The organism is Agrococcus jenensis (assembly GCF_003752465.1).
GTDB lineage: Bacteria > Actinomycetota > Actinomycetes > Actinomycetales > Microbacteriaceae > Agrococcus > Agrococcus jenensis.
Map to the genome: position 1 here is coordinate 2,167,057 of NZ_RKHJ01000001.1, position 21,589 is coordinate 2,188,645.

At 72.2% G+C, this 21,589-nt stretch carries 21 protein-coding genes; 19 read left to right on the forward strand and 2 right to left on the reverse strand.

From position 1 onward, the window contains the following. Positions 1–163 precede the first annotated feature (163 nt). The 4 genes from ileS to ndk all read left to right on the forward strand — a co-directional run bounded on the left by ileS (position 164) and on the right by ndk (position 5,754). Positions 164–3,442, forward strand: a complete 3,279-nt coding sequence (gene ileS / locus EDD26_RS10670; RefSeq protein ID WP_123697691.1) for an isoleucine--tRNA ligase — start codon at positions 164–166, stop codon at positions 3,440–3,442. Then, on the forward strand, positions 3,439–4,908 hold the full coding sequence (locus tag EDD26_RS10675) for a bifunctional folylpolyglutamate synthase/dihydrofolate synthase (protein ID WP_123697692.1): 1,470 nt from the start codon (positions 3,439–3,441) through the stop codon (positions 4,906–4,908). The genes ileS and EDD26_RS10675 overlap by 4 nt, the downstream gene beginning before the upstream one ends. Further along, positions 4,905–5,282 carry a M50 family metallopeptidase gene (locus EDD26_RS10680; protein ID WP_123697693.1) on the forward strand — a complete coding sequence of 126 codons (378 nt, stop codon included), beginning with the start codon at positions 4,905–4,907 and terminating at the stop codon, positions 5,280–5,282. Before EDD26_RS10675 ends, EDD26_RS10680 begins: the two co-directional genes overlap by 4 nt. Before the next feature lie 61 nt (positions 5,283–5,343). Next, entirely contained in the window at positions 5,344–5,754 is a 411-nt protein-coding gene (gene ndk / locus EDD26_RS10685; protein ID WP_123697694.1) for a nucleoside-diphosphate kinase, read from the forward strand. A 106-nt stretch (positions 5,755–5,860) separates the two neighbouring features. Here the strand turns inward: ndk and EDD26_RS10690 are convergent, their stop codons facing one another. Next, entirely contained in the window at positions 5,861–6,478 is a 618-nt protein-coding gene (locus EDD26_RS10690; RefSeq protein WP_123697695.1) for a vitamin K epoxide reductase family protein, read from the reverse strand. 60 nt (positions 6,479–6,538) lie between these two features. Between EDD26_RS10690 and leuE the strand changes: the two genes are divergently transcribed. Together leuE and EDD26_RS10700 are read left to right on the forward strand one after the other, a co-directional pair. Then, on the forward strand, positions 6,539–7,222 hold the full coding sequence (gene leuE, locus EDD26_RS10695) for a leucine efflux protein LeuE (protein WP_123697696.1): 684 nt from the start codon (positions 6,539–6,541) through the stop codon (positions 7,220–7,222). Positions 7,223–7,412: 190 nt separating this feature from the next. Continuing rightward, positions 7,413–10,025 carry an Rne/Rng family ribonuclease gene (locus EDD26_RS10700; protein WP_123697697.1) on the forward strand — a complete coding sequence of 871 codons (2,613 nt, stop codon included), beginning with the start codon at positions 7,413–7,415 and terminating at the stop codon, positions 10,023–10,025. Here the strand turns inward: EDD26_RS10700 and EDD26_RS10705 are convergent. Beyond that, positions 10,022–10,288 (reverse strand): DUF4031 domain-containing protein, encoded by a 267-nt coding sequence (locus EDD26_RS10705; protein ID WP_123697698.1) that lies wholly within the window; start codon positions 10,286–10,288, stop codon positions 10,022–10,024. The genes EDD26_RS10700 and EDD26_RS10705 overlap by 4 nt on opposite strands. Before the next feature lie 156 nt (positions 10,289–10,444). On the opposite strand from EDD26_RS10705, the gene rplU reads away from it, so the two are divergent. The 13 genes from rplU (at position 10,445) to EDD26_RS10770 (ending at position 21,539) form a co-directional block, all read left to right on the forward strand. Then, positions 10,445–10,753, forward strand: coding sequence for a 50S ribosomal protein L21 (gene rplU, locus EDD26_RS10710; RefSeq protein ID WP_123697699.1), 309 nt, complete (start codon positions 10,445–10,447; stop codon positions 10,751–10,753). A 15-nt stretch (positions 10,754–10,768) separates the two neighbouring features. Beyond that, entirely contained in the window at positions 10,769–11,023 is a 255-nt protein-coding gene (gene rpmA, locus EDD26_RS10715) for a 50S ribosomal protein L27 (protein WP_123697700.1), read from the forward strand. Between the two features lie 72 nt (positions 11,024–11,095). Then, the gene (obgE, locus tag EDD26_RS10720; protein WP_123697701.1) at positions 11,096–12,628 is read left to right on the forward strand and encodes a GTPase ObgE; all 1,533 of its coding nucleotides are present in this window, start codon (positions 11,096–11,098) and stop codon (positions 12,626–12,628) included. After that, positions 12,625–13,404, forward strand: a complete 780-nt coding sequence (proB, locus tag EDD26_RS10725; RefSeq protein ID WP_123697702.1) for a glutamate 5-kinase — start codon at positions 12,625–12,627, stop codon at positions 13,402–13,404. Before obgE ends, proB begins: the two co-directional genes overlap by 4 nt. Before the next feature lie 102 nt (positions 13,405–13,506). Then, positions 13,507–14,754 (forward strand): glutamate-5-semialdehyde dehydrogenase, encoded by a 1,248-nt coding sequence (locus EDD26_RS10730; RefSeq protein WP_123697703.1) that lies wholly within the window; start codon positions 13,507–13,509, stop codon positions 14,752–14,754. A gap of 37 nt (positions 14,755–14,791) precedes the next feature. Further along, the gene (locus tag EDD26_RS10735; protein ID WP_123697704.1) at positions 14,792–14,971 is read left to right on the forward strand and encodes a hypothetical protein; all 180 of its coding nucleotides are present in this window, start codon (positions 14,792–14,794) and stop codon (positions 14,969–14,971) included. A 1-nt stretch (position 14,972) separates the two neighbouring features. After that, on the forward strand, positions 14,973–15,578 hold the full coding sequence (nadD, locus tag EDD26_RS10740) for a nicotinate-nucleotide adenylyltransferase (protein WP_123697705.1): 606 nt from the start codon (positions 14,973–14,975) through the stop codon (positions 15,576–15,578). Beyond that, positions 15,575–16,807 carry a hypothetical protein gene (locus tag EDD26_RS10745; protein ID WP_123697706.1) on the forward strand — a complete coding sequence of 411 codons (1,233 nt, stop codon included), beginning with the start codon at positions 15,575–15,577 and terminating at the stop codon, positions 16,805–16,807. Before nadD ends, EDD26_RS10745 begins: the two co-directional genes overlap by 4 nt. A 32-nt stretch (positions 16,808–16,839) precedes the next feature. After that, entirely contained in the window at positions 16,840–17,223 is a 384-nt protein-coding gene (rsfS, locus tag EDD26_RS10750; RefSeq protein WP_123697707.1) for a ribosome silencing factor, read from the forward strand. A 201-nt stretch (positions 17,224–17,424) separates the two neighbouring features. Further along, positions 17,425–18,441 (forward strand): LacI family DNA-binding transcriptional regulator, encoded by a 1,017-nt coding sequence (locus EDD26_RS10755; protein WP_170165618.1) that lies wholly within the window; start codon positions 17,425–17,427, stop codon positions 18,439–18,441. After that, positions 18,438–19,355 (forward strand): carbohydrate ABC transporter permease, encoded by a 918-nt coding sequence (locus tag EDD26_RS10760; RefSeq protein ID WP_123697709.1) that lies wholly within the window; start codon positions 18,438–18,440, stop codon positions 19,353–19,355. Before EDD26_RS10755 ends, EDD26_RS10760 begins: the two co-directional genes overlap by 4 nt. A gap of 11 nt (positions 19,356–19,366) precedes the next feature. Continuing rightward, positions 19,367–20,191 carry a carbohydrate ABC transporter permease gene (locus tag EDD26_RS10765; RefSeq protein WP_245989857.1) on the forward strand — a complete coding sequence of 275 codons (825 nt, stop codon included), beginning with the start codon at positions 19,367–19,369 and terminating at the stop codon, positions 20,189–20,191. 49 nt (positions 20,192–20,240) lie between these two features. Further along, positions 20,241–21,539 carry an ABC transporter substrate-binding protein gene (locus EDD26_RS10770; RefSeq protein ID WP_123697711.1) on the forward strand — a complete coding sequence of 433 codons (1,299 nt, stop codon included), beginning with the start codon at positions 20,241–20,243 and terminating at the stop codon, positions 21,537–21,539. Positions 21,540–21,589: the final 50 nt, after the last annotated feature.

A 21,589-nucleotide genomic window follows, 5' to 3' on the forward strand; every position in this document is an offset into this window, starting at 1 on the left:
GGGAGCGGTCGGGAGAACGGCGGCGACGCCCAGTAGATCCGAACGGGGCAGGCCCGTCACAGCCCGAGCACGAAGCGGCGGTCCGCGTGCGGGCCGCAAGCGGGGTGGTACCGCGCGAGAGCGTCCCCGCATCCGACAGTTCCGAGGATGCAGGAGACCCAGCGTGACCGAGCAGAGCCGATACCCGCTCACCACCGAGGCCGGCAACAGCGGCCAGCGCAGCGTCGCCGCGAGCCCGGACCTGCCGGCCATCGAGCAGGGCATCCTCGCCTTCTGGAAGGGCGACGGCACCTTCAAGGCCTCCCTCGAGCAGCGCCAGGGCTGCGAGGAGTGGGTCTTCTACGACGGCCCGCCGTTCGCGAACGGGCTGCCGCACTACGGCCACCTGCTCACCGGCTACGCGAAGGACGTCTTCCCGCGCTTCCAGACCATGCGCGGCAAGCAGGTGCCGCGCGTGTTCGGCTGGGACACGCACGGCCTGCCGGCCGAGCTCGAGGCGATGAAGCAGCTCGGCATCACCGAGAAGGCCGAGATCGAGGCCATGGGCGTCGACGTCTTCAACGCTCGGGCGCGCGAGTCGGTGCTTCGCTACGTCGACGAGTGGGAGGACTACGTCACCCGCCAGGCGCGCTGGGTCGACTTCGAGGGCGGCTACAAGACCCTCGACATCACCTACATGGAGAGCGTCATCTGGGCGTTCAAGGCGCTGCACGACAAGGGCCTCGCCTACGAGGGCTACCGCGTGCTGCCGTACTGCTGGCGCGACGAGACGCCGCTGTCGAACCACGAGCTGCGCATGGACGACGACGTCTACCAGGACCGCCAGGACACCACGCTCACCGTCACCTTCCCGCTCGAGGGCGAGGCGGCGGATGCGCTCGGCCTCACGGGCGTCAAGGCGCTCGCCTGGACGACCACCCCGTGGACGCTGCCGACGAACCTCGCGCTCGCGGTCGGCCCCGCGGTCGAGTACTCGGTGGTGCCCGCCGGCCCGCAGGGCACGACCGCCGGGGACGGCGACTTCCTGCTCGCGACCGCGACGATCGCGGGCTACTTCAAGGACCTCGGCTACGACTCCGCGGAGGACGCGGTCGACGCCGCGACGCGCACGCTCGCCGGCGCCGAGCTCGCGGGCGTGCGCTACGCGCCGATCTTCGACTTCTACGCCGACGCGGACGTCTGGGGCACCGAGCACGCCTTCCAGATCCTCGTCGACGACTACGTCGCCACCGGCGAGGGCACCGGCATCGTGCACCAGGCGCCCGCCTACGGCGAGGACGACCAGCGCGTGTCGAACGCCGCGGGCATCCCGACGATCCTCTCGGTCGACGACGGCGGCCGCTTCCTCGACGCGGTCGCGCCGGTCGCGGGCATGCAGGTCTTCGAGGCGAACAAGCCGCTCTCGAAGCTGCTCAAGGACGCCGGCCGCGTGCTGCGCCAGGCCTCGTACGTGCACTCGTACCCGCACTGCTGGCGCTGCCGCAACCCGCTCATCTACAAGGCGGTCTCGAGCTGGTTCGTGCGCGTCACCGAGATCAAGGACGACCTGCTCGCCGCGAACGAGCAGATCAACTGGGTGCCCGAGAACGTCAAGCACGGCCAGTTCGGCAAGTGGCTCGAGGGCGCGCGCGACTGGTCGATTAGCCGCAACCGCTACTGGGGTAGCCCGATCCCGGTCTGGAAGAGCGACGACCCGAACCACCCGCGCGTCGACGTCTACGGCTCGCTCGACGAGCTCGAGCGCGACTTCGGCGTGCGCCCGACCGACCTGCACCGGCCGGCGATCGACGAGCTGACGCGCCCGAACCCCGACGACCCGACCGGCCGCTCGACGATGCGCCGCATCCCCGACGTGCTCGACGTCTGGTTCGACTCCGGCTCCATGCCGTTCGCGCAGTTCCACTACCCGTTCGAGAACGAGCAGTGGTTCGAGGAGCACAGCCCCGCCGACTACATCACCGAGTACATCGGCCAGACGCGCGGCTGGTTCTACGTCATGCACGTGCTCTCGGTCGCCCTCTTCGGCCGCCCGGCGTTCGAGAACGTCATCAGCCACGGCATCATCCTCGGCGACGACGGGTTCAAGGCGTCGAAGTCGCGCCGCAACTACCCGGACGTGAACGAGTCGTTCGACACCTACGGGTCGGATGCGGTGCGCTGGAACCTCATGCAGGGCTCGATCCTGCGCGGCGGCAACTTCATCGTGTCGGAGGAGGGCATCCGCGAGGCGCTGCGGCAGTTCCACCTGCCGCTGTGGTCGACCTGGTACTTCTTCGCCACCTACGCCAACCGCGCGCGCGGCGGGCAGCCGTACCTCGCGCAGCGCTCGACGACGTCGACCGACGTGCTCGACCGCTACATCCTCGCGAAGCTGCGCGAGACCGTCGAGACGGCGACCGCCGCCTTCGAGCGGCTCGACGCGACCGGCGCGACGCTCGCCGTGCGCGAGTTCATCGACGTGCTGACCAACTGGTACGTGCGCCGATCGCGCGACCGCTTCTGGCAGGGCGTGCGGGAGGATGGCTCGGGGAGCGAGGCGTTCGACACGCTCTTCACGGTGCTCGAGACGCTCACGCGCGTCGCCGCCCCGCTCTCGCCGCTCGTCACCGAGGAGGTCTGGAAGGGCCTCACCGGCGGCCGCTCGGTGCACCTGACGGACTGGCCGGATGCCGCGGACCTCCCGGCGGACGCCGAGCTCGTCGCGCAGATGGACGCGGTGCGCGCGATCGCGAGCGTCGGCAACGCGCTCCGCAAGCAGGCGCGGAAGCGCGTGCGGCTGCCGCTGCCGACGCTCACCGTCGTCGGCGACGTCGACGTGGCGCCGTTCGCCGCCGTGCTGCAGGACGAGCTCAACGTGCGCGAGGTCGTGCTCGAGGCCGCCGGCCCCGACGCGCTCGAGCGCTACGGCATCTCCCGCCGGCTGCAGGTCAACGCGCGCGCCGCGGGCCCTCGCCTCGGCAAGGACGTGCAGCGCGCGATCCAGGCCGCGCGCGCGGGCGACTGGACGGCCGACGGCGACACCGTCGTCGCCGGCGGCATCGCGCTCCAGGAGGGCGAGTTCGAGCTCGCGCTCGAGGTCGCCGACGAGACGGCGGCGGTGGGCTTCCTGCCCACCGGCGGCTTCGTGGTGCTCGACACCGCGACGACGCCGGAGCTCGAGGCGGAGGGCCTCGCGCGCGACGTCGTCCGCGCCGTGCAGCAGGCGCGCAAGGAGGCCGACCTCGACGTCTCCGACCGCATCCGCCTCGCCCTCGGGTCCGACGCCCACGGCGTCGCCGCCCTCGAGGCGAACCGCGCGCTCGTCGCCGCCGAGACGCTCGCGACCGAGCTCTCGGTCGATCGCATAGACGACACCATGGGCGAGCTGGCCGACGGCCGCACCGCGCACCGCGTGGGCGACGGGTCGCCGCTCGCGATCACGATCGAGAAGGTGGCCGCATGACCGACCTGACCGCCGACCAGGGCAGCGACGACCAGGGCAGCATCGACGACCGCATCCTCGAGTCGCTCGAGCACCGCGAGGCGGCCGAGGCCGCCTATCAGGCGCTGCTCGAGCGTGCGGGGGAGCAGGCCGTCGAGCCCCGCATCGAGGCGACCCGTCGTGCCGTCGAGCTGCTCGGCGACCCGCAGCGGGCGTTCCGGATCATCCACATCACCGGCACGAACGGCAAGGGCTCGACCGCGCGGATCGCGGATGCGCTGCTGCGCGCGCACGGCCTGCGGACGGGGCTGCTGACGAGCCCGCACCTCGAGCGCGTGAACGAGCGCATCGCGATCGACGGCGAGCCCGTGAGCGACGAGGCGTTCGCGCGCGGCTACGACGACGTCGCGCCGTTCCTCGACCTCGTCGACGCGGAGCTCGCGGCGGCGGGGGAGCGGCGGCTGACGTTCTTCGAGGCCTTCACGGTGCTCGCGTTCGCGATCATGGCGGATGCGCCGGTCGACGTCGCCGTGCTCGAGGTCGGCATGGGCGGCACCTGGGACTCGACGAACGTGGCCGACGGCGATGTCGCCGTCATCACGCCCGTCGCGCTCGACCACACGAACCGGCTCGGCACGACGGTCGAGGCGATCGCGCGCGAGAAGGCCGGCATCATCAAGCCCGACGCTATCGCCGTCTCCGCCGCGCAGGAGCCCGAGGCGCTCGCGGTGCTCGAGGAGCGCGCCGCGGAGGTGGGCGCGCGTCTGCTCGTCGAGGGCCGCGACTTCGCGCTCGCGTCGCAGACCGTCGCGGTCGGCGGGCAGCTCATCACGGTCCGCGGCCTCGCCGCCGAGTACATCGACCAGCTCGTGCCGCTGCTCGGCGCGCACCAGGGCGCGAACGCCGCGCTCGCGCTCGTCGCGGTCGAGGCGTTCCTCGGCGGCGGGTCGCAGCCGCTCACCGCACAGGTGCTCGCCGAGGGCTTCGCCGCCGCGACGTCGCCCGGCCGCCTCGACGTGGTGGGTGCGCATCCGCTCGTCGTGCTCGACGCCGCCCACAACCCGCACGGCGCCCGCGCGCTGCGCGCTGCGCTCGGCGACGTGTTCGGGCTCGAGAAGGTCACGCTCGTGCTCGGCGTGCTCGTCGGCAAGGACGTCACGGGCGTGCTCACCGAGCTCGAGCCCGTCATCGACGAGCTCGTCGTGACGCAGTCGACGTCGGAGCGCGCGCTGCCCGCGGACGACCTCGCGGCGCAGGCGGTCGCCGTGCTCGGCGCCGACCGCGTGCTCGTCGAGCCGGAGCTCGGCACCGCTGTCGAGGCCGCGCGCGAGGCGGCCGCCGACCGCGACGGCGCCGTCGTCGTCACGGGCTCGATCACGCTGCTCGGCGACGTGCTCGGGCACGCGCGCGAGCAGGGGTGGCTGCGCCGCCCGGATGCGCGCCGCCAGGCCGCGACCGTCGAGATCACCGACGAGGAGCAGTCGTGAGCCCGCGGCAGCGCCCGGCGCGCGGCGCGATGGAGTCGCTGCTGCGCGTCGTGCACGGCCTGCAGACCGCCGGCATCGCGTTCGGCGCGCTCGCCGTCTGGGGTGTGACGCGCGACTGGCCGGGACCCCTCGCCTTCGCGGTCGTCGGCGTGCTGCTGATCGCGACGATGCCGCTGCTGCGCCATCCGTGGGGCTGGATCGCGAGCCTCGTCACGCAGGCCGCGGTCGTCGCGCTCACCTGGTTCGAGCCCGTGTGGGGCGTCGTCGCGATCGTGCTCGTGGGGCTGTGGATCTACTGCTTCGTGAAGGCGCGCCAGATCGAGCGGCAGCGGCGCGCGCAGGGCCTCGACCCGCGGGGAGCCCCGGGCACCTGACCGCTCACGTGCCGGGGCGACCGCTCACAGGAGTCGGTGAGCGGCTCGGTAGGCTGGCGGCATGCAGAGCACCCTCGTCCTCATCAAGCCCGACGGCGTCCAGCGCCAGCTGACCGGCGCCATCCTCGCCCGCATCGAGGCCAAGGGCTACGTCGTCGCCGACCTCAAGCTCGTCCAGCCCGAGCGCGCGCTGCTCGAGGAGCACTACGACGAGCACCGCGGCAAGCCGTTCTTCGAACCGCTCGTGCATTTCATGCTCTCGGGCCCGTCCGTCGCGATCCGCCTCGAGGGCGACCGCGTGATCGAGGGCTTCCGCTCGCTCGCCGGCACCACCGACCCGACGACCGCCGCCCCCGGCACGATCCGCGGCGACCTCGGCCGCGACTGGGGCCTCAAGGTGCAGCAGAATCTCGTGCACGGCTCCGACTCCGAGGAGTCGGCCGCGCGCGAGCTCGCGCTCTGGTTCGCCTGACCCGACCCGGCGGATCCGCCCCGACCCCCATCCGCCGAGCTTCCCCGAACTCCGGGTCTCGACGACCGAAACCCGGAGTTCGGGGAAGCTCGACGTAGACGGAGGGCTAGAAGGCGAAGAGGAAGCGCGGGATGCCGGGGAGGGCGATCATGATCGTCACGACCAGGATCACCGCGAGCGTCAGCGAGAGCACCCAGCCCCACGCCGAGTAGCGCGCCGCCACGCGTCGCAGGCCGGCGGGCGCCGGCAGCGCGCCGGCGCCGAACGCCCAGGTCCAGAGCGGGAACGCCATCGCGTACATCGCGAGCCAGACCAGGAAGCACCACGGGCACACGAAGCCCAGCACGAAGATCGACTGCTGCGCGAGCCAGAGCACGAGCACGATCGCGCCGAGCACGCCGATCGAGAAGATCGTCCACACCCAGCGGGGCATCGCGACGCGGCCGAGGGTGAGGACGCCCATGATGATCGGAGCCGGGAACGCCATGAGGCCCAGGAACGGGTTGGGGAAGCCGAAGACGGCACCCTGGTCGGACTCGATCGCGCCCGAGCACGTGAGGAACGGGTTCAGGTCGCACCCGAGCGCCTCCTCAGGGTGCAGCAGCAGCTCGATGCGCTCGACCGAGAGCGAGAACGCCCCGAGCAGGCCGAGGAGGCCGGTGATGATGAGCACGACGCCGAGCCACACGGGTGCGGCGATCTGGGCGGGACGGGTGTCGTTCATGGAGCCTCCTGCGCCCCATCCAACCAGCCCGCGCTATGCGATCCGCCCGGGTGCGGCCCGATGAGCCTCGACGCGGCCACGCTCGCCGCCTTCACCGCGGGCGTCGTCGTCATCGTGCTGCTGCCCGGCGCCAACAGCCTCTACGTCGCGACCACCGCCCTGCGCGCCGGCCGCCGCGCGGGCTTCCGCGCGACGCTCGGCGTCTTCCTCGGCGACGCCATCCTCATGGTGCTCGCGGTGCTGTCGGCGCAGGCGCTCTCGACGAACCCGATCGTCTTCCGCATCCTCACGTGGGCGGGCGCCGCCTACCTCTGCTGGCTCGCGGTCGGCCTCGTGCGCAGCGCCTTCGCCCGCATCGCGGCGAAGCGACGCCGCTCCGCGGAGCCCGCGCCCACCGAGAACCCGACGCATCCGCCGACCGCCCCGAACCCGATCATCGCCCGCCCGCGGCTCGCGCCGTTCCGCACGGCGCTCGTCACGAGCCTGCTCAACCCGAAGGCGATCCTCTTCTTCGCGTCGTTCTTCGTGCAGTTCATCGACCCGGACTCACCGACGCCGCTCGGCGACCTCGCGGTGCTCATGCTGATCCTCGAGCTCATCTCCGCGGCCTACCTCGCGGCGGTCGTGCTGATCGGCGCGAAGGTGGGCAGGAGCGTGCAGCCGCACGGCTGGCCGGCGATCGTCGCGACCCTCGTCGCGGCCCTCGCGTTCGTGGCCCTCGCGGTGCGCGTCGTGCTGCCGTGAGCGATCGTCGGCGGTGGGGTAGACTTCCCGGCAGCGCGCCCTCCGGGCGCACACCACAGTTTTCCGGGCAGCACGTCTAGCCCGGGCCATCCCCGCAAGGGGGTGCCAGGAAGGATTCGCGCCGGGGCGCGCCCCGGTCGCGAGCGAGATGGCGACCGGCGGCGCCGGTTGCGGCAGGAGAGCGCCAGCGATGGTGGACAACGACACGACCCTCCCGACCGAGAGCACCGCGGGCGAGGCCCAGGCGCCCGCTGAGCGGCCCAAGCGGAAGCGAGCGACGACGCGCAAGCGGTCCGCAGCGGATGCGCCTGCGCATGACGCCGTGGCCGAGACGGCGGACGCCGGCACCGAGGCGGCCGCGACCGACCTCGCAGCGGGCGCCGCAGACCCGATCACGGCGAACACCGTGCTCGAGCGCGCGCAGCCCGAGACCGCGGCCGTCGACACCGCGGCGGTCGACACCGCAGCGGCCGACACCGCAGCTGCCGACGCCGCCGCGACCGAGTCCGCCGCGCCGGCGCTCGCCGGCTCGCAGGCGGCGGAGCCCGGCCACGAGCCCGGCCTCACCGACCCCGCGAGCGAGGCCCCCGCCTCCGACGAGCCCGCGGACGACGCGCGCGCCGCCGCGATGGCGCTCCCCGAGCTGCCGACCAGCCCGTTCGGGATCGTGTTCCACGCGCCCGACCTCGCCGCGCTCCCCGCCCTCCCGTCGCTGCGCGACGACGAGGAGCAGGACGACGAGGACGACGACGACGAGGACGAGCGCCCGCAGGGCGCCCGCCGCTCGCGCCGCACCCGCACGCGCGGGCGCACGCCCCGCGAGGCAGAGGACGAGAAGCCGCTCATCACCGAGCCGCAGAAGGTGCGCGGCTCGACGCGCCTCGAGGCCAAGCGCCAGCGCCGCCGCGAGGGCCGCGACGCCGGTCGTCGCCGCACCGTCGTCACCGAGACGGAGTTCCTCGCGCGCCGCGAGGCCGTCGAGCGCCAGATGATCGTGCGCTCGAAGCACGACCGCGTGCAGCTCGCCGTGCTCGAGGACGGCGTGCTCGTCGAGCACTACGTCGCCAAGGCATCCGAGTCGAGCCTGATCGGCAACGTCTACCTCGGCCGCGTGCAGAACGTGCTGCCGAGCATGGAGGCCGCCTTCGTCGACATCGGCCGCGGCCGGAACGCCGTGCTCTACTCCGGCGAGGTCGACTGGGACGCCGCCGAGCTCGAGGGCCAGCCCCGCAAGATCGAGCTCGCGCTCAAGCCCGGTGACACCGTGCTCGTGCAGGTCACGAAGGACCCGGTCGGCCACAAGGGCGCCCGCCTGACGAGCCAGATCTCGCTGCCCGGCCGCTACCTCGTGTCGGTGCCCGGCGGCTCGATGAACGGCATCTCGCGCAAGCTCCCGGACACCGAGCGCGCGCGCCTCAAGAAGATCCTCAAGCAGGTGCTGCCGGAGGGCGTCGGCGTCATCGTGCGCACCGCCGCCGAGGGCGCGACCGAGGACCAGCTCACGCGCGACGTCGAGCGGCTCACCCGCCAGTGGGAGCGCATCCAGCAGCAGAAGAAGACCGGCTCAGCGCCGCAGCGGCTGCACGCCGAGCCCGACCTGCTCGTGAAGATCGTCCGCGACGTGTTCAACGAGGACTTCCACAAGCTCGTCATCCAGGGCTCGGAGGCGCTCACCACGATCCGCGAGTACCTCGAGGCGATCGCGCCCGACCTGCTCGACCGCGTCGAGGCCTACGAGGGCACCGACGACCCGTTCTCGCACTTCCGCATCTCGGAGCAGATCGACAAGGCGCTCGACCGCAAGGTCTGGCTGCCCTCGGGCGGCTCGCTCGTGATCGACCGCACCGAGGCCATGACCGTCGTCGACGTCAACACCGGCCGCTTCGTCGGCGCCGGCGGCAACCTCGAGGAGACGGTCACCAAGAACAACATCGAGGCGGCCGAGGAGATCGTGCGCCAGCTGCGGCTGCGCGACATCGGCGGCATCATCGTGATCGACTTCATCGACATGGTGCTCGAGTCGAACCGCGACCTCGTGCAGCGCCGCCTCATCGAGTGCCTCAGCCGTGACCGCACGAAGCACCAGGTGGCGGAGGTGACGAGCCTCGGCCTCGTGCAGATGACGCGCAAGAAGCTGGGCCTCGGGCTCCTCGAGTCGTACTCCGAGCAGTGCGAGGTGTGCGCGGGCCGCGGCGTGATCGTGCACCACGAGCCGATCTCGAAGTCGCAGCGCCAGCAGCAGCAGCCCGAGAACGGCGGCGGCGCCGGCAACGGCCGCAGCCGACGCGGCCGCGGCAAGCAGTCGGACTCGCAGCAGCCCGACCAGCACCAGCACCAGCAGCCCGCGGGCGGCACGCACGCGATCACGGAGGACCTGCGCAAGGGGCTCTCGCAGATCGCCGCGGCGGGCAAGGGCAAGGTCGAGGGCGAGCAGCACGGCCACCACGCACCGGTCGGCGATGCGCGCGACGAGCAGTTGCCTCCGCAGCACGTCGAGCAGCCCGCCGAGCAGCGCGAGCGGCGCAGCGAGCAGCCGGCGGAGCAGGTCAGCGGCATCGTGACCCCCTCGAAGGCGGCGGTCGAGGCCGTCGCAGCCGAGCCGGTCGTCACGATCCTCGACATACCCGTCGCTCCGGCGCACGAGCCCGTCGCGGCGAAGGCGACCCCCGATGACCTCGACGGGCTGCTCGGCAGCGCGCTCGACGCCATCGCGACGCCCGCGCCCGGCACCGGCAAGGCGGCTCGGCGCTCGCGCCGCGCATCCTCGGGCGTCATCACCGCGAAGCCCGACGAGCAGCGCTAGCGGCGGTCGCGCTCCTTCACGCGCAGCCCGCTCGCGATGAGCCGCCGCACGAGCTCCTTCGGGGGCACGCGCTGCGCGCCCATCGCGACGAGCGCGTCGATCCGCTCCGCCGGCACGTCGTAGTGGTCATGGTCGAAGCCGCGCGCCGGGATGCCCGCGGCGCGGGCGAAGGCGTGCAGCTCGTCGAGCGACGCGTCGCTCACGAGGTGCGCCCACATCGTGCCGTGGTTCGGCCAGAGGGGCTCGTCGACGAGGATCGCCATCCGCCCACCGTAGTCCGCGCCACGCGGGCCCGGCCGTGTTGACCGAGAGCGCCGCGAACCTGTATCGTTGTTCGCTGGCGCACGTCGCGAATTCGCGCGCGCTACAAGCTTCGTCCCGGTTCGGCCGGGAGTCGTACCAACAGTGAGGATCCCATCGTGGTGTACGCAATCGTGCGCGCCGGCGGCCGGCAGGAGAAGGTCGAGGTCGGCACCGTGCTCGTCGTCGACCGCATCGCCGGTGACGACAACGGCAACGTCGAGCTGGCCCCCGTGCTGCTCGTCGACGGCGACAAGGTGACGACGGACGTCGACGCGCTCGCCAAGGTGAAGATTACGGCCGAGGTCGTCACCGACCTGCGCGGCCCGAAGATCCGCATCCAGCACTACCGCAACAAGACCGGCTACAAGCGCCGCATGGGCCACCGCTCGGAGCTCACGCGCCTCAAGGTCACTGAGATCAAGTAAAGGGGCTGACAGACAATGGCACACAAGAAGGGCGCATCGTCCACCCGCAACGGTCGTGACTCGAACGCGCAGCGCCTCGGCGTGAAGCGCTTCGGCGGCCAGGTCGTCAAGGCCGGCGAGATCATCGTCCGTCAGCGCGGCACCCACTTCCACCCCGGCGCCAACGTCGGCCGTGGCGGCGACGACACGCTGTTCGCCCTCGAGGCCGGCGCTGTCGAGTTCGGCAACAAGGGCGGCCGCAAGGTCGTCAACATCGTGGCAGCGGTCTGACGCACCACATCAGCATCCGATGAGCGGGGCGGGCTTCGGCCCGCCCCGCTCTCGCATCGAAGGAGACAGTTCATGGCGACATTCGTCGACCAGGTGACGCTGCACCTGCGCGCAGGGCACGGCGGTCACGGCTGCGTCTCCGTCAAGCGCGAGAAGTTCAAGCCCCTCGCAGGCCCCGACGGCGGCAACGGCGGCGACGGCGGCGACATCGTGCTCGTCGCCGACCCGCAGATCACGACGCTGCTCGGCTACCACCGCGCTCCGCACCGCTCGAGCGACAACGGCATGCCCGGCCAGGGCGACCACAAGTCGGGCACGTCCGGCCAGGACCTCGAGCTGCCCGTGCCGGTCGGCACCGTGGTGACGGATGCGTCGGGGGAGCAGCTCGCCGACCTCAACCAGCCCGGCATGCGGCTCGTCGTCGCCGCCGGCGGCCAGGGCGGGCTCGGCAACGCCGCGCTCTCGAGCACGAAGCGCCGCGCCCCGGGCTTCGCGCTGCTCGGCACCCCCGGCGTCGAGGGCGACGTCACGCTCGAGCTGAAGACCGTCGCCGACGTCGCGCTCGTGGGCTTCCCGAGCGCCGGCAAGTCGAGCCTCGTCGCCGCGATGAGCGCGGCCCGCCCGAAGATCGCCGACTACCCGTTCACGACCCTGCACCCCAACCTCGGCGTCGTGGAGTCGGGCCAGACCCGCTACACGATCGCCGACGTGCCCGGCCTCATCGAGGGCGCGAGCGAGGGCAAGGGCCTGGGCCTCGAGTTCCTCCGCCACGTCGAGCGCTGCTCCGCGCTGCTGCACGTCATCGACTGCGCCACGCTCGAGCCGAGCCGCGACCCGATCAGCGACCTGCAGGTCATCCTGCGCGAGCTCGAGGCGTACCCGGTGCCCGACGGCCAGACGCCGCTGCTCGAGCGCCAGCAGCTCATCGCGCTCAACAAGATCGACGTCCCCGAGGCGCGCGAGCTCGCCGACTTCGTGCGGCCCGAGCTCGAGGCGATGGGCTACCGCGTCTTCGAGATCTCGACGGTCGCTCACACGGGCCTCCGCGAGCTGTCGTTCGCGCTCGCCGACCTCGTCGAGGCCGACCGCGCGGCGAAGGCCGTCGTGCCGGCGCCCGAGCGCATCGTGCTGCGCCCGAAGGCGATCGACGACCACGGCTACGTCGTCAAGGTCGAGGGCAGCCACGACGGACCCGTCTACCGCATCCTCGGCGCGAAGCCGGAGCGGTGGGTCGCGCAGACCGACTTCCGCAACGACGAGGCCGTCGGCTACCTCGCCGACCGGCTCGCGAAGCTCGGCACCGAGGACGCGCTGCTCAAGGCCGGCGCGGTCGCGGGTGCGACCGTCGTGATCGGCCCGGGCGCCGGCATCGTCTTCGACTGGGAGCCGACCATGGCCTCCGCCGCCGAGCTCGTGGGCAACCGCGGCACGGACCCGCGGCTCGACCGCAACGACCGTCGCACGACGGAGGAGCGCCGCCGCGAGTACCACGAGCGCATGGACGCGAAGCAGGCGGCGCGCGACGACCTCCTGGGCGAGCGCGACGGCGGCGTCTGGACCGACGACGAGGGGTTCGAGGTCCAGCGCTGGGACGACAAGGCATGACGACCCTCGACCTCCGGGCCGGCGAGCGGATCGTCGTCAAGGTCGGCTCGTCGTCGATCTCGGGGGAGCGGCGCGGCCAGATCGAGCCGCTCGTCGACGGGCTCGCCCGGCTGCACCGCGAGGGCCAGGTGATCCTCGTCTCGTCGGGCGCGATCTCGACGGGCATGCCCTACCTCGGCCTCGACGCGCGTCCCGCCGACCTGCCGATGCAGCAGGCGGCCGCTGCGGTGGGCCAGAACGTGCTCATGAACCGCTACCAGCGCAGCCTCACCCGCCACGAGGTGGTCGCGGCACAGATCCTGCTCACCGCGTCCGACATGGACATGGACTCGCACCGCGTCAACGCGCGGAACGCGCTCGAGCGGCTCCTCGAGCTGCGGATGCTGCCGATCGTCAACGAGAACGACACGGTCGCGACGCACGAGATCCGCTTCGGCGACAACGACCGGCTCGCGGCGCTCGTCGCGCGGCTCGTCGGCGCCGACCGGCTCATCCTGCTCTCGGACATCGCCTCGCTGCGCACCGCGCCGCCCGACGAGCCCGGCTCGGAGCCCATCGAGCACGTTCCCTACGGCGACCCGCTCGACGGCGTGCGCCTGGGCGCGAGCGGCTCGCACATCGGCTCCGGCGGCGCCATGACGAAGGTCGACGCCGCGCGGCTCGCCGCCGACGCGGGCGTGCGCGTGACGGTCACCGCGACGCCGCTGCTCGAGCGCCTCATCGGCGGCGAGCGGCTCGGCACCGAGTTCGAGCCGAACCCCGACGCCCGGCGCTGACCGCCGAGGATCTCAACGTCGCCTGTGGTCGCACGAGCCGCTCTGCGCGACGAGCCGCCACCCGCGACGTTGAGAATTCCCAAGCGCTTCTAGGATCGAGGCATGCCTGACGAGCTCGACGCGCTGCTGACCGAGTCGAAGCGCGCCTCGCGCAGCCTCGGCGTCGCGCCGGCCGAGCAGCGGCACGCCGCCATCGAGGCGATCGCCGACGCGATCGAGGACGCCGCCGACGCGATCCTCGCCGCGAACGCCGACGACCTCGAGCGCGGCCGCGCGTCCGGGCTCGACGCCGGGCTGCTCGACCGGCTGCTGCTCGACGCCTCGCGCATCGCCGGCCTCGCCGCCGCCGCCCGGGCACTCGCCGTGCTGCCCGACCCGATCGGCGAGGTGCTGCGCGAGCGCACGCTGCCGAACGGCCTCGAGCTCACCGAGGTGCGCGTGCCGTTCGGCGTCATCGGCGTCATCTACGAGGCGCGCCCCAACGTCACGGTCGACCTCGCGTGCATCGCGCTCGGCTCGGGCAACGCGGTCGTGCTGCGCGGCGGCTCCGCGGCGGAGCTGACGAACGCCGTGCTCGTCGAGGCGATGCAGGGGGCGATCGCGCGCGCCGGCCTCCCTCGCGCGTCGGTGCAGACCATCGACCGATTCGGCCGCGACGGCGCCGGCCGCCTCATGCGCGCCCGCGGCCTCATCGACCTGCTCGTGCCGCGGGGGAGCGCCGCCCTCATCGAGCGCGTCGTCACCGAGTCGACCGTGCCCGTCATCGAGACCGGCGCGGGCGTCGTGCACGCCTTCGTCGATCGCGCAGCACACCTGCCGATGGCGCTCGACATCGTGCTCAACGCGAAGACGCAGCGCACGAGCGTCTGCAACTCGCTCGAGACGGTGCTCGTGCACCGCGACGTCGCCGACACCGCGGTGCCGGCGATCGCGCTCGCCCTGCAACAGGCGGGCGTCACGATCCACGCCGACGCGGAGCTCCCCGGTGTCGCCGACCCCGAACCGCTCCGCGAGGGCGGCTGGTCGACCGAGCACCTCTCGATGGACATCGCGATCGGCGTCGTCGACGACGTCGACGCCGCGATCGAGCACGTCAACCGCTACGGCACGCACCACACCGACACGATCGTGACGGACGATGCCGATGCGGCGGCGCGGTTCCTCGCGGAGGTGGACTCCGCGGTCGTCATGCACAACGCATCCACCCGCTTCACCGACGGCGGCGAGTTCGGCTTCGGCGCGGAGGTGGGCATCTCGACGCAGAAGTCGCACGCGCGCGGACCCATGGGCCTGCCGGAGCTGACGAGCAGCAAGTGGATCGTGCGCGGGACGGGGCAGGTGCGGGCCTGACCCGCGCTAGGCTTGCTGCTGGATCGGAGGCACACCCATGATGACCCTGTCACTCCTCGCCGCCGCGGCTGAGCACGCCGAAGAGGCTGCGGGCGCTGGCCCGTACATCGCCGGCGGCATCGCCGCTGCCGTCTTCATCATCTCGGCCATCGTGCTGCGCTCCTTCCGCGACGTCTCGCACCGCGCTGAGCGGCACGACGTCCACGGCAACGCCTGACATCGACGCCGCACCGAAGCGTCGCCGCCGCCTTGGCATCATGGGCGGCACGTTCGACCCGATCCACCACGGCCACCTGGTCGCGGCGAGCGAGGTCGCGCAGCACTTCGGCCTCGACGAGGTCGTGTTCGTGCCGACCGGCGAGCCGTACCAGAAGCGCCACGCGTCGCCGAGCGAGCACCGCTACCTCATGACGGTCGTGGCGACGGCCTCGAACCCGCGCTTCCGCGTCAGCCGCATCGACATCGATCGCGCCGGCCCGACCTACACGATCGACACGCTCCGCGACGTGCGGGCGACGCATCCCGAGGCCGAGCTGTTCTTCATCACCGGGGCGGATGCGTTCGCCTCGATCGTGGAGTGGAAGGACCAGGACGAGCTCTGGGAGCTCGCCCACTTCGTCGCCGTCACCCGCCCTGGGCACCACCTCTCGATCTCCGGATTCCCGCCGGGACGTGTCTCACTGCTGGAGATCCCGGCACTTGCGATATCCTCGACCGATTGCCGTGCGCGCGTCCGCGCCGGATATCCCGTCTGGTACTTGGTCCCTGACGGGGTGGTTCAATACATCAGCAAGCACGACTTGTACCGGAGACTGACAGCATGACCGATGCGAACGAGGGCCGCCCGCTGACGCGACGGCAGCTTCGAGAGCTCGAGCGCGCTGCTGAGCTGGCCCGCACGGGCGAGGCGCCGCCGGTGCCCGACGAGGAGCCCGAGCACTCCGCGCCGAGCGATGCTCCGGCCCACGAGGGTCGGCACTCCGCGCCGAGCGTGCCCGCCGCGCCGGATGAGGTGCAGTCCCTCGACGACGCAGCGCCCGCGCTCGAGCCGGTCGACGCCGTCGACGCAGAGCCCGTCGACACCGAGCCTGTCGAGGCAGAGCCCGTGGAGGCCGAGCCGATCGAGCCCGAGCCGGCCGTCGAGCCGGAGCGCCCCGCGAGCCCGGTCGGCCGCTTCTTCGGCCGCCGCAAGGCCAAGGTCGAGGAGCCGGTCCGAGAGGAGCCGGTCCGCGAGGAGCCCGTCCTCGAGGCGACGGTCGCGATGGACCGCATCGAGCCCGACGAGGTCGACGAGCTGGACGTCATCGAGGCGGAGATCGCGCCGGAGCCGAAGGCATCCGTGCCCGCGCCGTCCTCCGCGCGCCGCTCGGCCGTGCCGGTCGACGACGTGCAGGGCCTCGACACCGTCGACGACGCCGAGGTCGACGGCCTCGAGATCGACGAGGTCATCGTCGAGCTGCCCCGCGTCTCGTCGCGCCGCGTCGCCGAGTCGACGCCCGCCGAGCTCGAGGACCACCGCGCCGCCGCGGAGGCCGAGGAGCTCATCCAGACCGGGCCGACCCGCGGGCAGTCGCAGCGGCTCCCCGTGATCGTCAACGTCGTCTCCGACACCTCCGAGCACCACATCGCCGACCTGCGCGAGCAGGGCGTCGCCGGCACCGGCGGCTCGTCGGCCTCGTCGATCACCGCGAACGCGCTCGTGCTGCCCGCAGGCTCGGACGCCCCTGACTTCCAGCTCGAGGGTGCCGACGGCCTCCTCGTCACCGGCTCGATCGACGTGCCGGAGGGCTTCGCCTCGTCCGGCCGCGGCAGCGCCTCGATCGACGGGAGCGACGTCGACGCCGACGTCGCCGACGGCGAGGTCTCGAGCCCCGAGGCGGCGCCGGTGCGCGCATCGAAGGCCGTCTCCTCCTATGCCAACGCTCGGGTGCAGATCGCACCCCAGAAGCAGCGCTCGACCGTGTGGCCCATCGCCATCGGCGTCGGTGCGGGCGGATTCGCCGTCGCCGTCGCGGGCTTCCTCGCGCTGGCGCTCACGCAGGGATGGCTCTGACCAGGTATGGCACTGAACACCACGGGCGCTCGATGAGCGCCGACCAGAAGGCCGTCGCGCTCGCCCGCGCCGCGGCGCTCGCCGCCGACAAGGCGCTCGCCGTCGACCTCGTCGGGCTCGACGTCTCCGGCCAGCTGCCGCTGACCGACGTCTTCCTCATCGCGACCGGTCGCAACGAGCGCCAGGTCAGCGCCATCGCCCGCGAGATCGAGGATGCGCTCATCCTCGTCGGCGCGAAGCCGGTGCGCCGCGAGGGCCGCGCCGACGGCCGCTGGGTGCTGCTCGACTTCTCCGACATCGTCGTGCACATCTTCCACGAGGAGGAGCGCACCTACTACCAGCTCGAGCGGCTCTGGCGCGATGCCGGCGTAATCGACCTCCAGCTGCCTGCGGCACCGGAGTCCTCCACGCAGTAGTCCACCACCCTCGACGATCGACGCAGCGCGCGGCCTCCGGGCCGCGCGCTGCTTCGCGTCAGGGCGGTCCGTGATCGGGGGCTCCGAGGTCGGGCTTGCGCTCCACCTCGGCCGTGTCGTATCGTCGCACTCGACCGATTGGAAACGTTTCCAGTCGCGACCACCACGGCATGAGCGATGGCGCTCGGAGCGGAGCAGGGCATGGCCGGTCTCCCGACGATCACCGCGGTCGCGCAGGTCGCCGGCGTCTCCGTCGCCACCGCCAGCCGGGCCCTGCACGGCGGTGGCGCCTCCGCCGCCACGGCCGAGCGCGTGCGCCTCGTCGCCGAGCAGCTCGGCTACCGGCCCAACGCGGTGGCGCGTGCGCTGCAGGGCGGGACGATCGGCCAGATCGCCATGATCGTGCCGGATGCCGCCAACCCCGTCTACGCCCGCATGACGAGCGCCGTCCAGCACGAGCTCGCCGCCGACGACCGCCACCTGCTCGTCGCCCAGGCGCAGGACCCGGCAGACGTCGCGGCGGCGATCGGCCGCTTCGGCCCGAGCACGATCGACGGCCTCATCGTCGTCCCGCTGCGCCCGGAGCCGCAGGTGCTCGAGGCGCTCGACGCGGCGCGCGTGCCGACCGTCGTGATCGGCTCGCTCCCGCTGACGGCGGTGCACGGGGCTGTCGGCGCCGACTCGCGCGCCGGCGTCCAGCTCGCGATCGACCACCTCGTGGCGCAGGGCGCGCAGCGCATCGCGTTCGTGAACGGCCCCGTCGACACCACGCCAGGGCGCATGCGCCTCGAGGGCTACCGCCTGGCGCTCGATGCCGCGGGGCTGGACTTCGATCCCGCGCTCGTGGTCGCCGCCGACGACTTCACGCATGCGGCCGCGCTGCCCGCCATCGACGCGCTGCTCGAGCGATCCGCGCGCTCGTTCGACGCGATCGTCGCCGCGAACGACCTCATCGCCTTCGCGGCCCTGCGGGTGCTGTCGGACGCCGGCATCGCGGTGCCGGGGGACTGCCTCGTGGTCGGCATGGACGACACCGAGCTCGCGCAGATGGCGATCCCGAGCCTCACGAGCGTCGACCTCGGCGCCGAGGCGCGCGGCACGCTCGCCGCCCAGCAGCTGCTCGCGTCGCTCCGCGGCGAAGCGGACGCCATCTCGCACGCCACCGTCGTGCCGCGCCTCGTCGTGCGCGAGTCGTCCACCAGGAGGGACCGCCCATGAGCGCCGTCGATGTCGTCGTCGCCGAGCGGAGGCTGACCCGCAGATCGCGGTTCGGGCCCGAGCGCGGCGCGTGGCTGCTGTTCCTGCCCGCGATGCTGCCGATCCTGGTCTTCAGCGTCTGGCCGCTGCTGCAGGGCATCGCGCTGGGCTTCACGAACGCGACGGCCGCGCGCAACGCGACCGTCGAGTTCACCGGGGTCGAGAACTACGTCGAGCTCGCCGGCTACGAGCTCTTCTGGAACTCGTTCGGGATCGGCCTCATCTGGGCGTTCTCGGTCACGATCATCCAGTTCTTCGCGTCGCTGAGCCTCGCGCTGCTGCTGAACGCGAACCTCTGGGGCCAGGGCATCGCGCGCACGCTCGCGCTCATCCCGTGGGCGATGCCACCGGTGATCATCGCGATCATGTGGCGCCTCATGCTGCACCCGACCTACGGCGCGGTGAACGGCGGGCTCGGTGCGGTCGGCCTGCCCGACTCCATCAACTGGCTCGGCCAGGCCTCCACGGCGCTCCCGGCCGCGATCGTCGTCGGCGTCTGGGCAGGCATGCCGCAGACCACCATCACGCTCCTCGCCGGCCTGCAGGGCGTGAACGCCGAGCTGCACGAGGCGGCCCAGATTGACGGCGCCGGCACCTGGCAGCGCTTCTTCTCGGTGACGCTGCCGGCGCTGCGGCCGGTGATCATCGCGATCACCACGCTCGACTTCATCAACAACTTCAACTCCTTCGCCCTCGTCTACGTGCTGACGGCGGGAGCGTGGGGCACGATGCTGCCGATGCTCTTCGCCTACAACGAGGCGTTCCGCTACGGCAACTTCGGGCTCGCGAGCGCGATGGGCAACGTCATCGTCATCGTGATCGCGATCTTCCTGTTCTTCTACCTGCGCTCGCAGGCGAGGGGGCGAGAGGCATGAGACGACGTCGCTTGCCTCTCGGACGGGTGCTCCAGTACGTCGCGATCGTGCTGTTCATGATCTTCCTGGCGTTCCCCCTGCTGTTCCTGTTCACGACGGCCTTCAAGAGCCAGCGCGAGCTGCAGTCGCCGGATCCGCAGCTGCTGCCTGCGCAGTGGAACCTCGACAACTTCACGGCCGCGATCGACCGGGCGAACCTGATCCAGGCTGCGGGCAACAGCCTCATCGTGGCGCTCGTCACGACGCTCATCGTCGTCGCCGTCTCGCTGCCGGCCGCCTACGCGCTCGCGCGCTTCCGCACCCGGCTCCGCAAGCTCGCGACCGGCTGGATCCTGCTGTCGCAGGTCTTCCCGTTCATCCTCATCATCGTCCCGCTCTACCTGATGCTGCAGCCGCTCGGGCTCGGCAACTCGCTCGGCGGGCTCGTGGTCGTCTACGTCGTCTGGTCGCTGCCCTTCGCGCTCTGGATGCTGCAGGGCTACGTCGCGTCGATCCCCGTCGACCTCGAGGAGGCCGGCGCGATGGACGGGGCGCCGAAGTGGCGCGTGCTCGTCTCGATCGTGCTGCCGCTGCTGGCCCCCGGCCTGGTCGCGACCAGCCTGTTCGCCTTCATCGGCTCGTGGAACGAGTTCTTCTTCGCCCTCGTGCTCATCAAGGACGAGGCGTTGCAGACGCTGCCGCAGCGGCTCGCGCTCTTCGTGGGCGCCGAGGGCCAGGTGCAGCTGGGCCAGCTGGCCGCGGCATCGCTGCTCGCTGCGATCCCGAGCCTGCTGTTCTTCGCGCTCATCCAGCGTCGCCTGACGTCGGGCCTGCTCTCGGGCGCCGTCAAGGGCTGACGATCCACCCATCCACCCATCTCCACCCCACCCATCCCGAGGAGACACCATGCACCGCACACCCCGCGCCGCGATGACGCTCGCGGCGGGCGCTCTGCTGCTGACCGGCTGCGCCTTCGGCGGCGGCCAGGCGCCGACCGCCACCGAGACGACCGACCCCACCGAGGAGGTCACGCTCACCTTCCAGTCGCTCGCCTTCCAGGACGCCACGATCGCGGCGACCGAGTCGATCGTCGACTCCTGGAACTCGGAGCACCCCGAGACGCAGATCGACCTCGTCCAGGGCTCCTGGGACAACGTGCACGACCAGCTCGTGACGCAGTTCCAGGGCGGCGACGCGCCCGACATCATCCACAACGAGGCGTCCGACATGGCGGGGTTCGCCCATGACGGCTACCTCGCCGACCTGACGCCGTTCCTCAGCGAGGAGCTGCGGGGCGACGTCTCGGAGGGCGTGTGGTCGACGGTGACCGCGAACGACCAGATCTTCGCCGCGCCGACCATCATGCAGTCGTACGTCGCGTTCGCCAATACGGCGGCGTTCGAGGCGGCCGGCGTCGAGGTGCCGACCGGCGAGTCGCTCGCCTGGGAGGACCTGCGCTCGATCGCGCAGGAGCTCACGGCCGACGGCACCTACGGCCTCGGCTGGGGCCTGAAGTCGCCGACCGCGCCGTTCATGAACCTCGCGCTCGGCGAGGAGGGCACCTTCTTCGAGGTCGACCCCGAGGGCGAGGCGACGATCGAGATCGGCGAGGGCGAGCTCGCCATCCCCGAGACGGTGCACGCGATGGCCTACGAGGACCAGTCCCTCGACCCCGTCACGCTCACGCAGACCGGCGCCGACGTGCTGCCGGGCTTCCTCGGCGGGTCGTACGGCATGTACATCGGCGGCTCGTTCCTCGCGCAGCAGATCGCCGACACCGCGCCCGAGGGCTTCGAGTGGACGGTGCTGCCGCCGCTCGCGGGCAGCGCGGGCGCCGCGCAGGGCACCTCGCCGCAGACCCTCTCGGTCTCGGCCGACTCGGAGTACGTGGATCGCGCCGCGGCGTTCATCGACTACTACATGCAGGCCGAGAACCTCGCGGCCGTCGGCGAGGGCGACTGCCTGATCCCGACGACCGGCGCGGCGCGCGACGCGCTCGCCACCGCCACCGAGGGCCAGACCGGCTGGGCCGAGATGCTCGCCTCCGGCGCGGTGCTCGAGGCGGCGCCCTTCCAGCTCGCGGTGAACTACCCGCAGTGGAAGGACCAGTACGCGACGCCCGCGTTCCAGCAGTACCTCTCGAACGCCATCACCCTCGAGCAGCTGTCGACGCAGCTGACCGAGGGCTGGGACTCCATCCAGTAGTCGCATCGCCGCGCAGGGGGCGCACGCCGCCCCCTGCGCGGCACCGACCG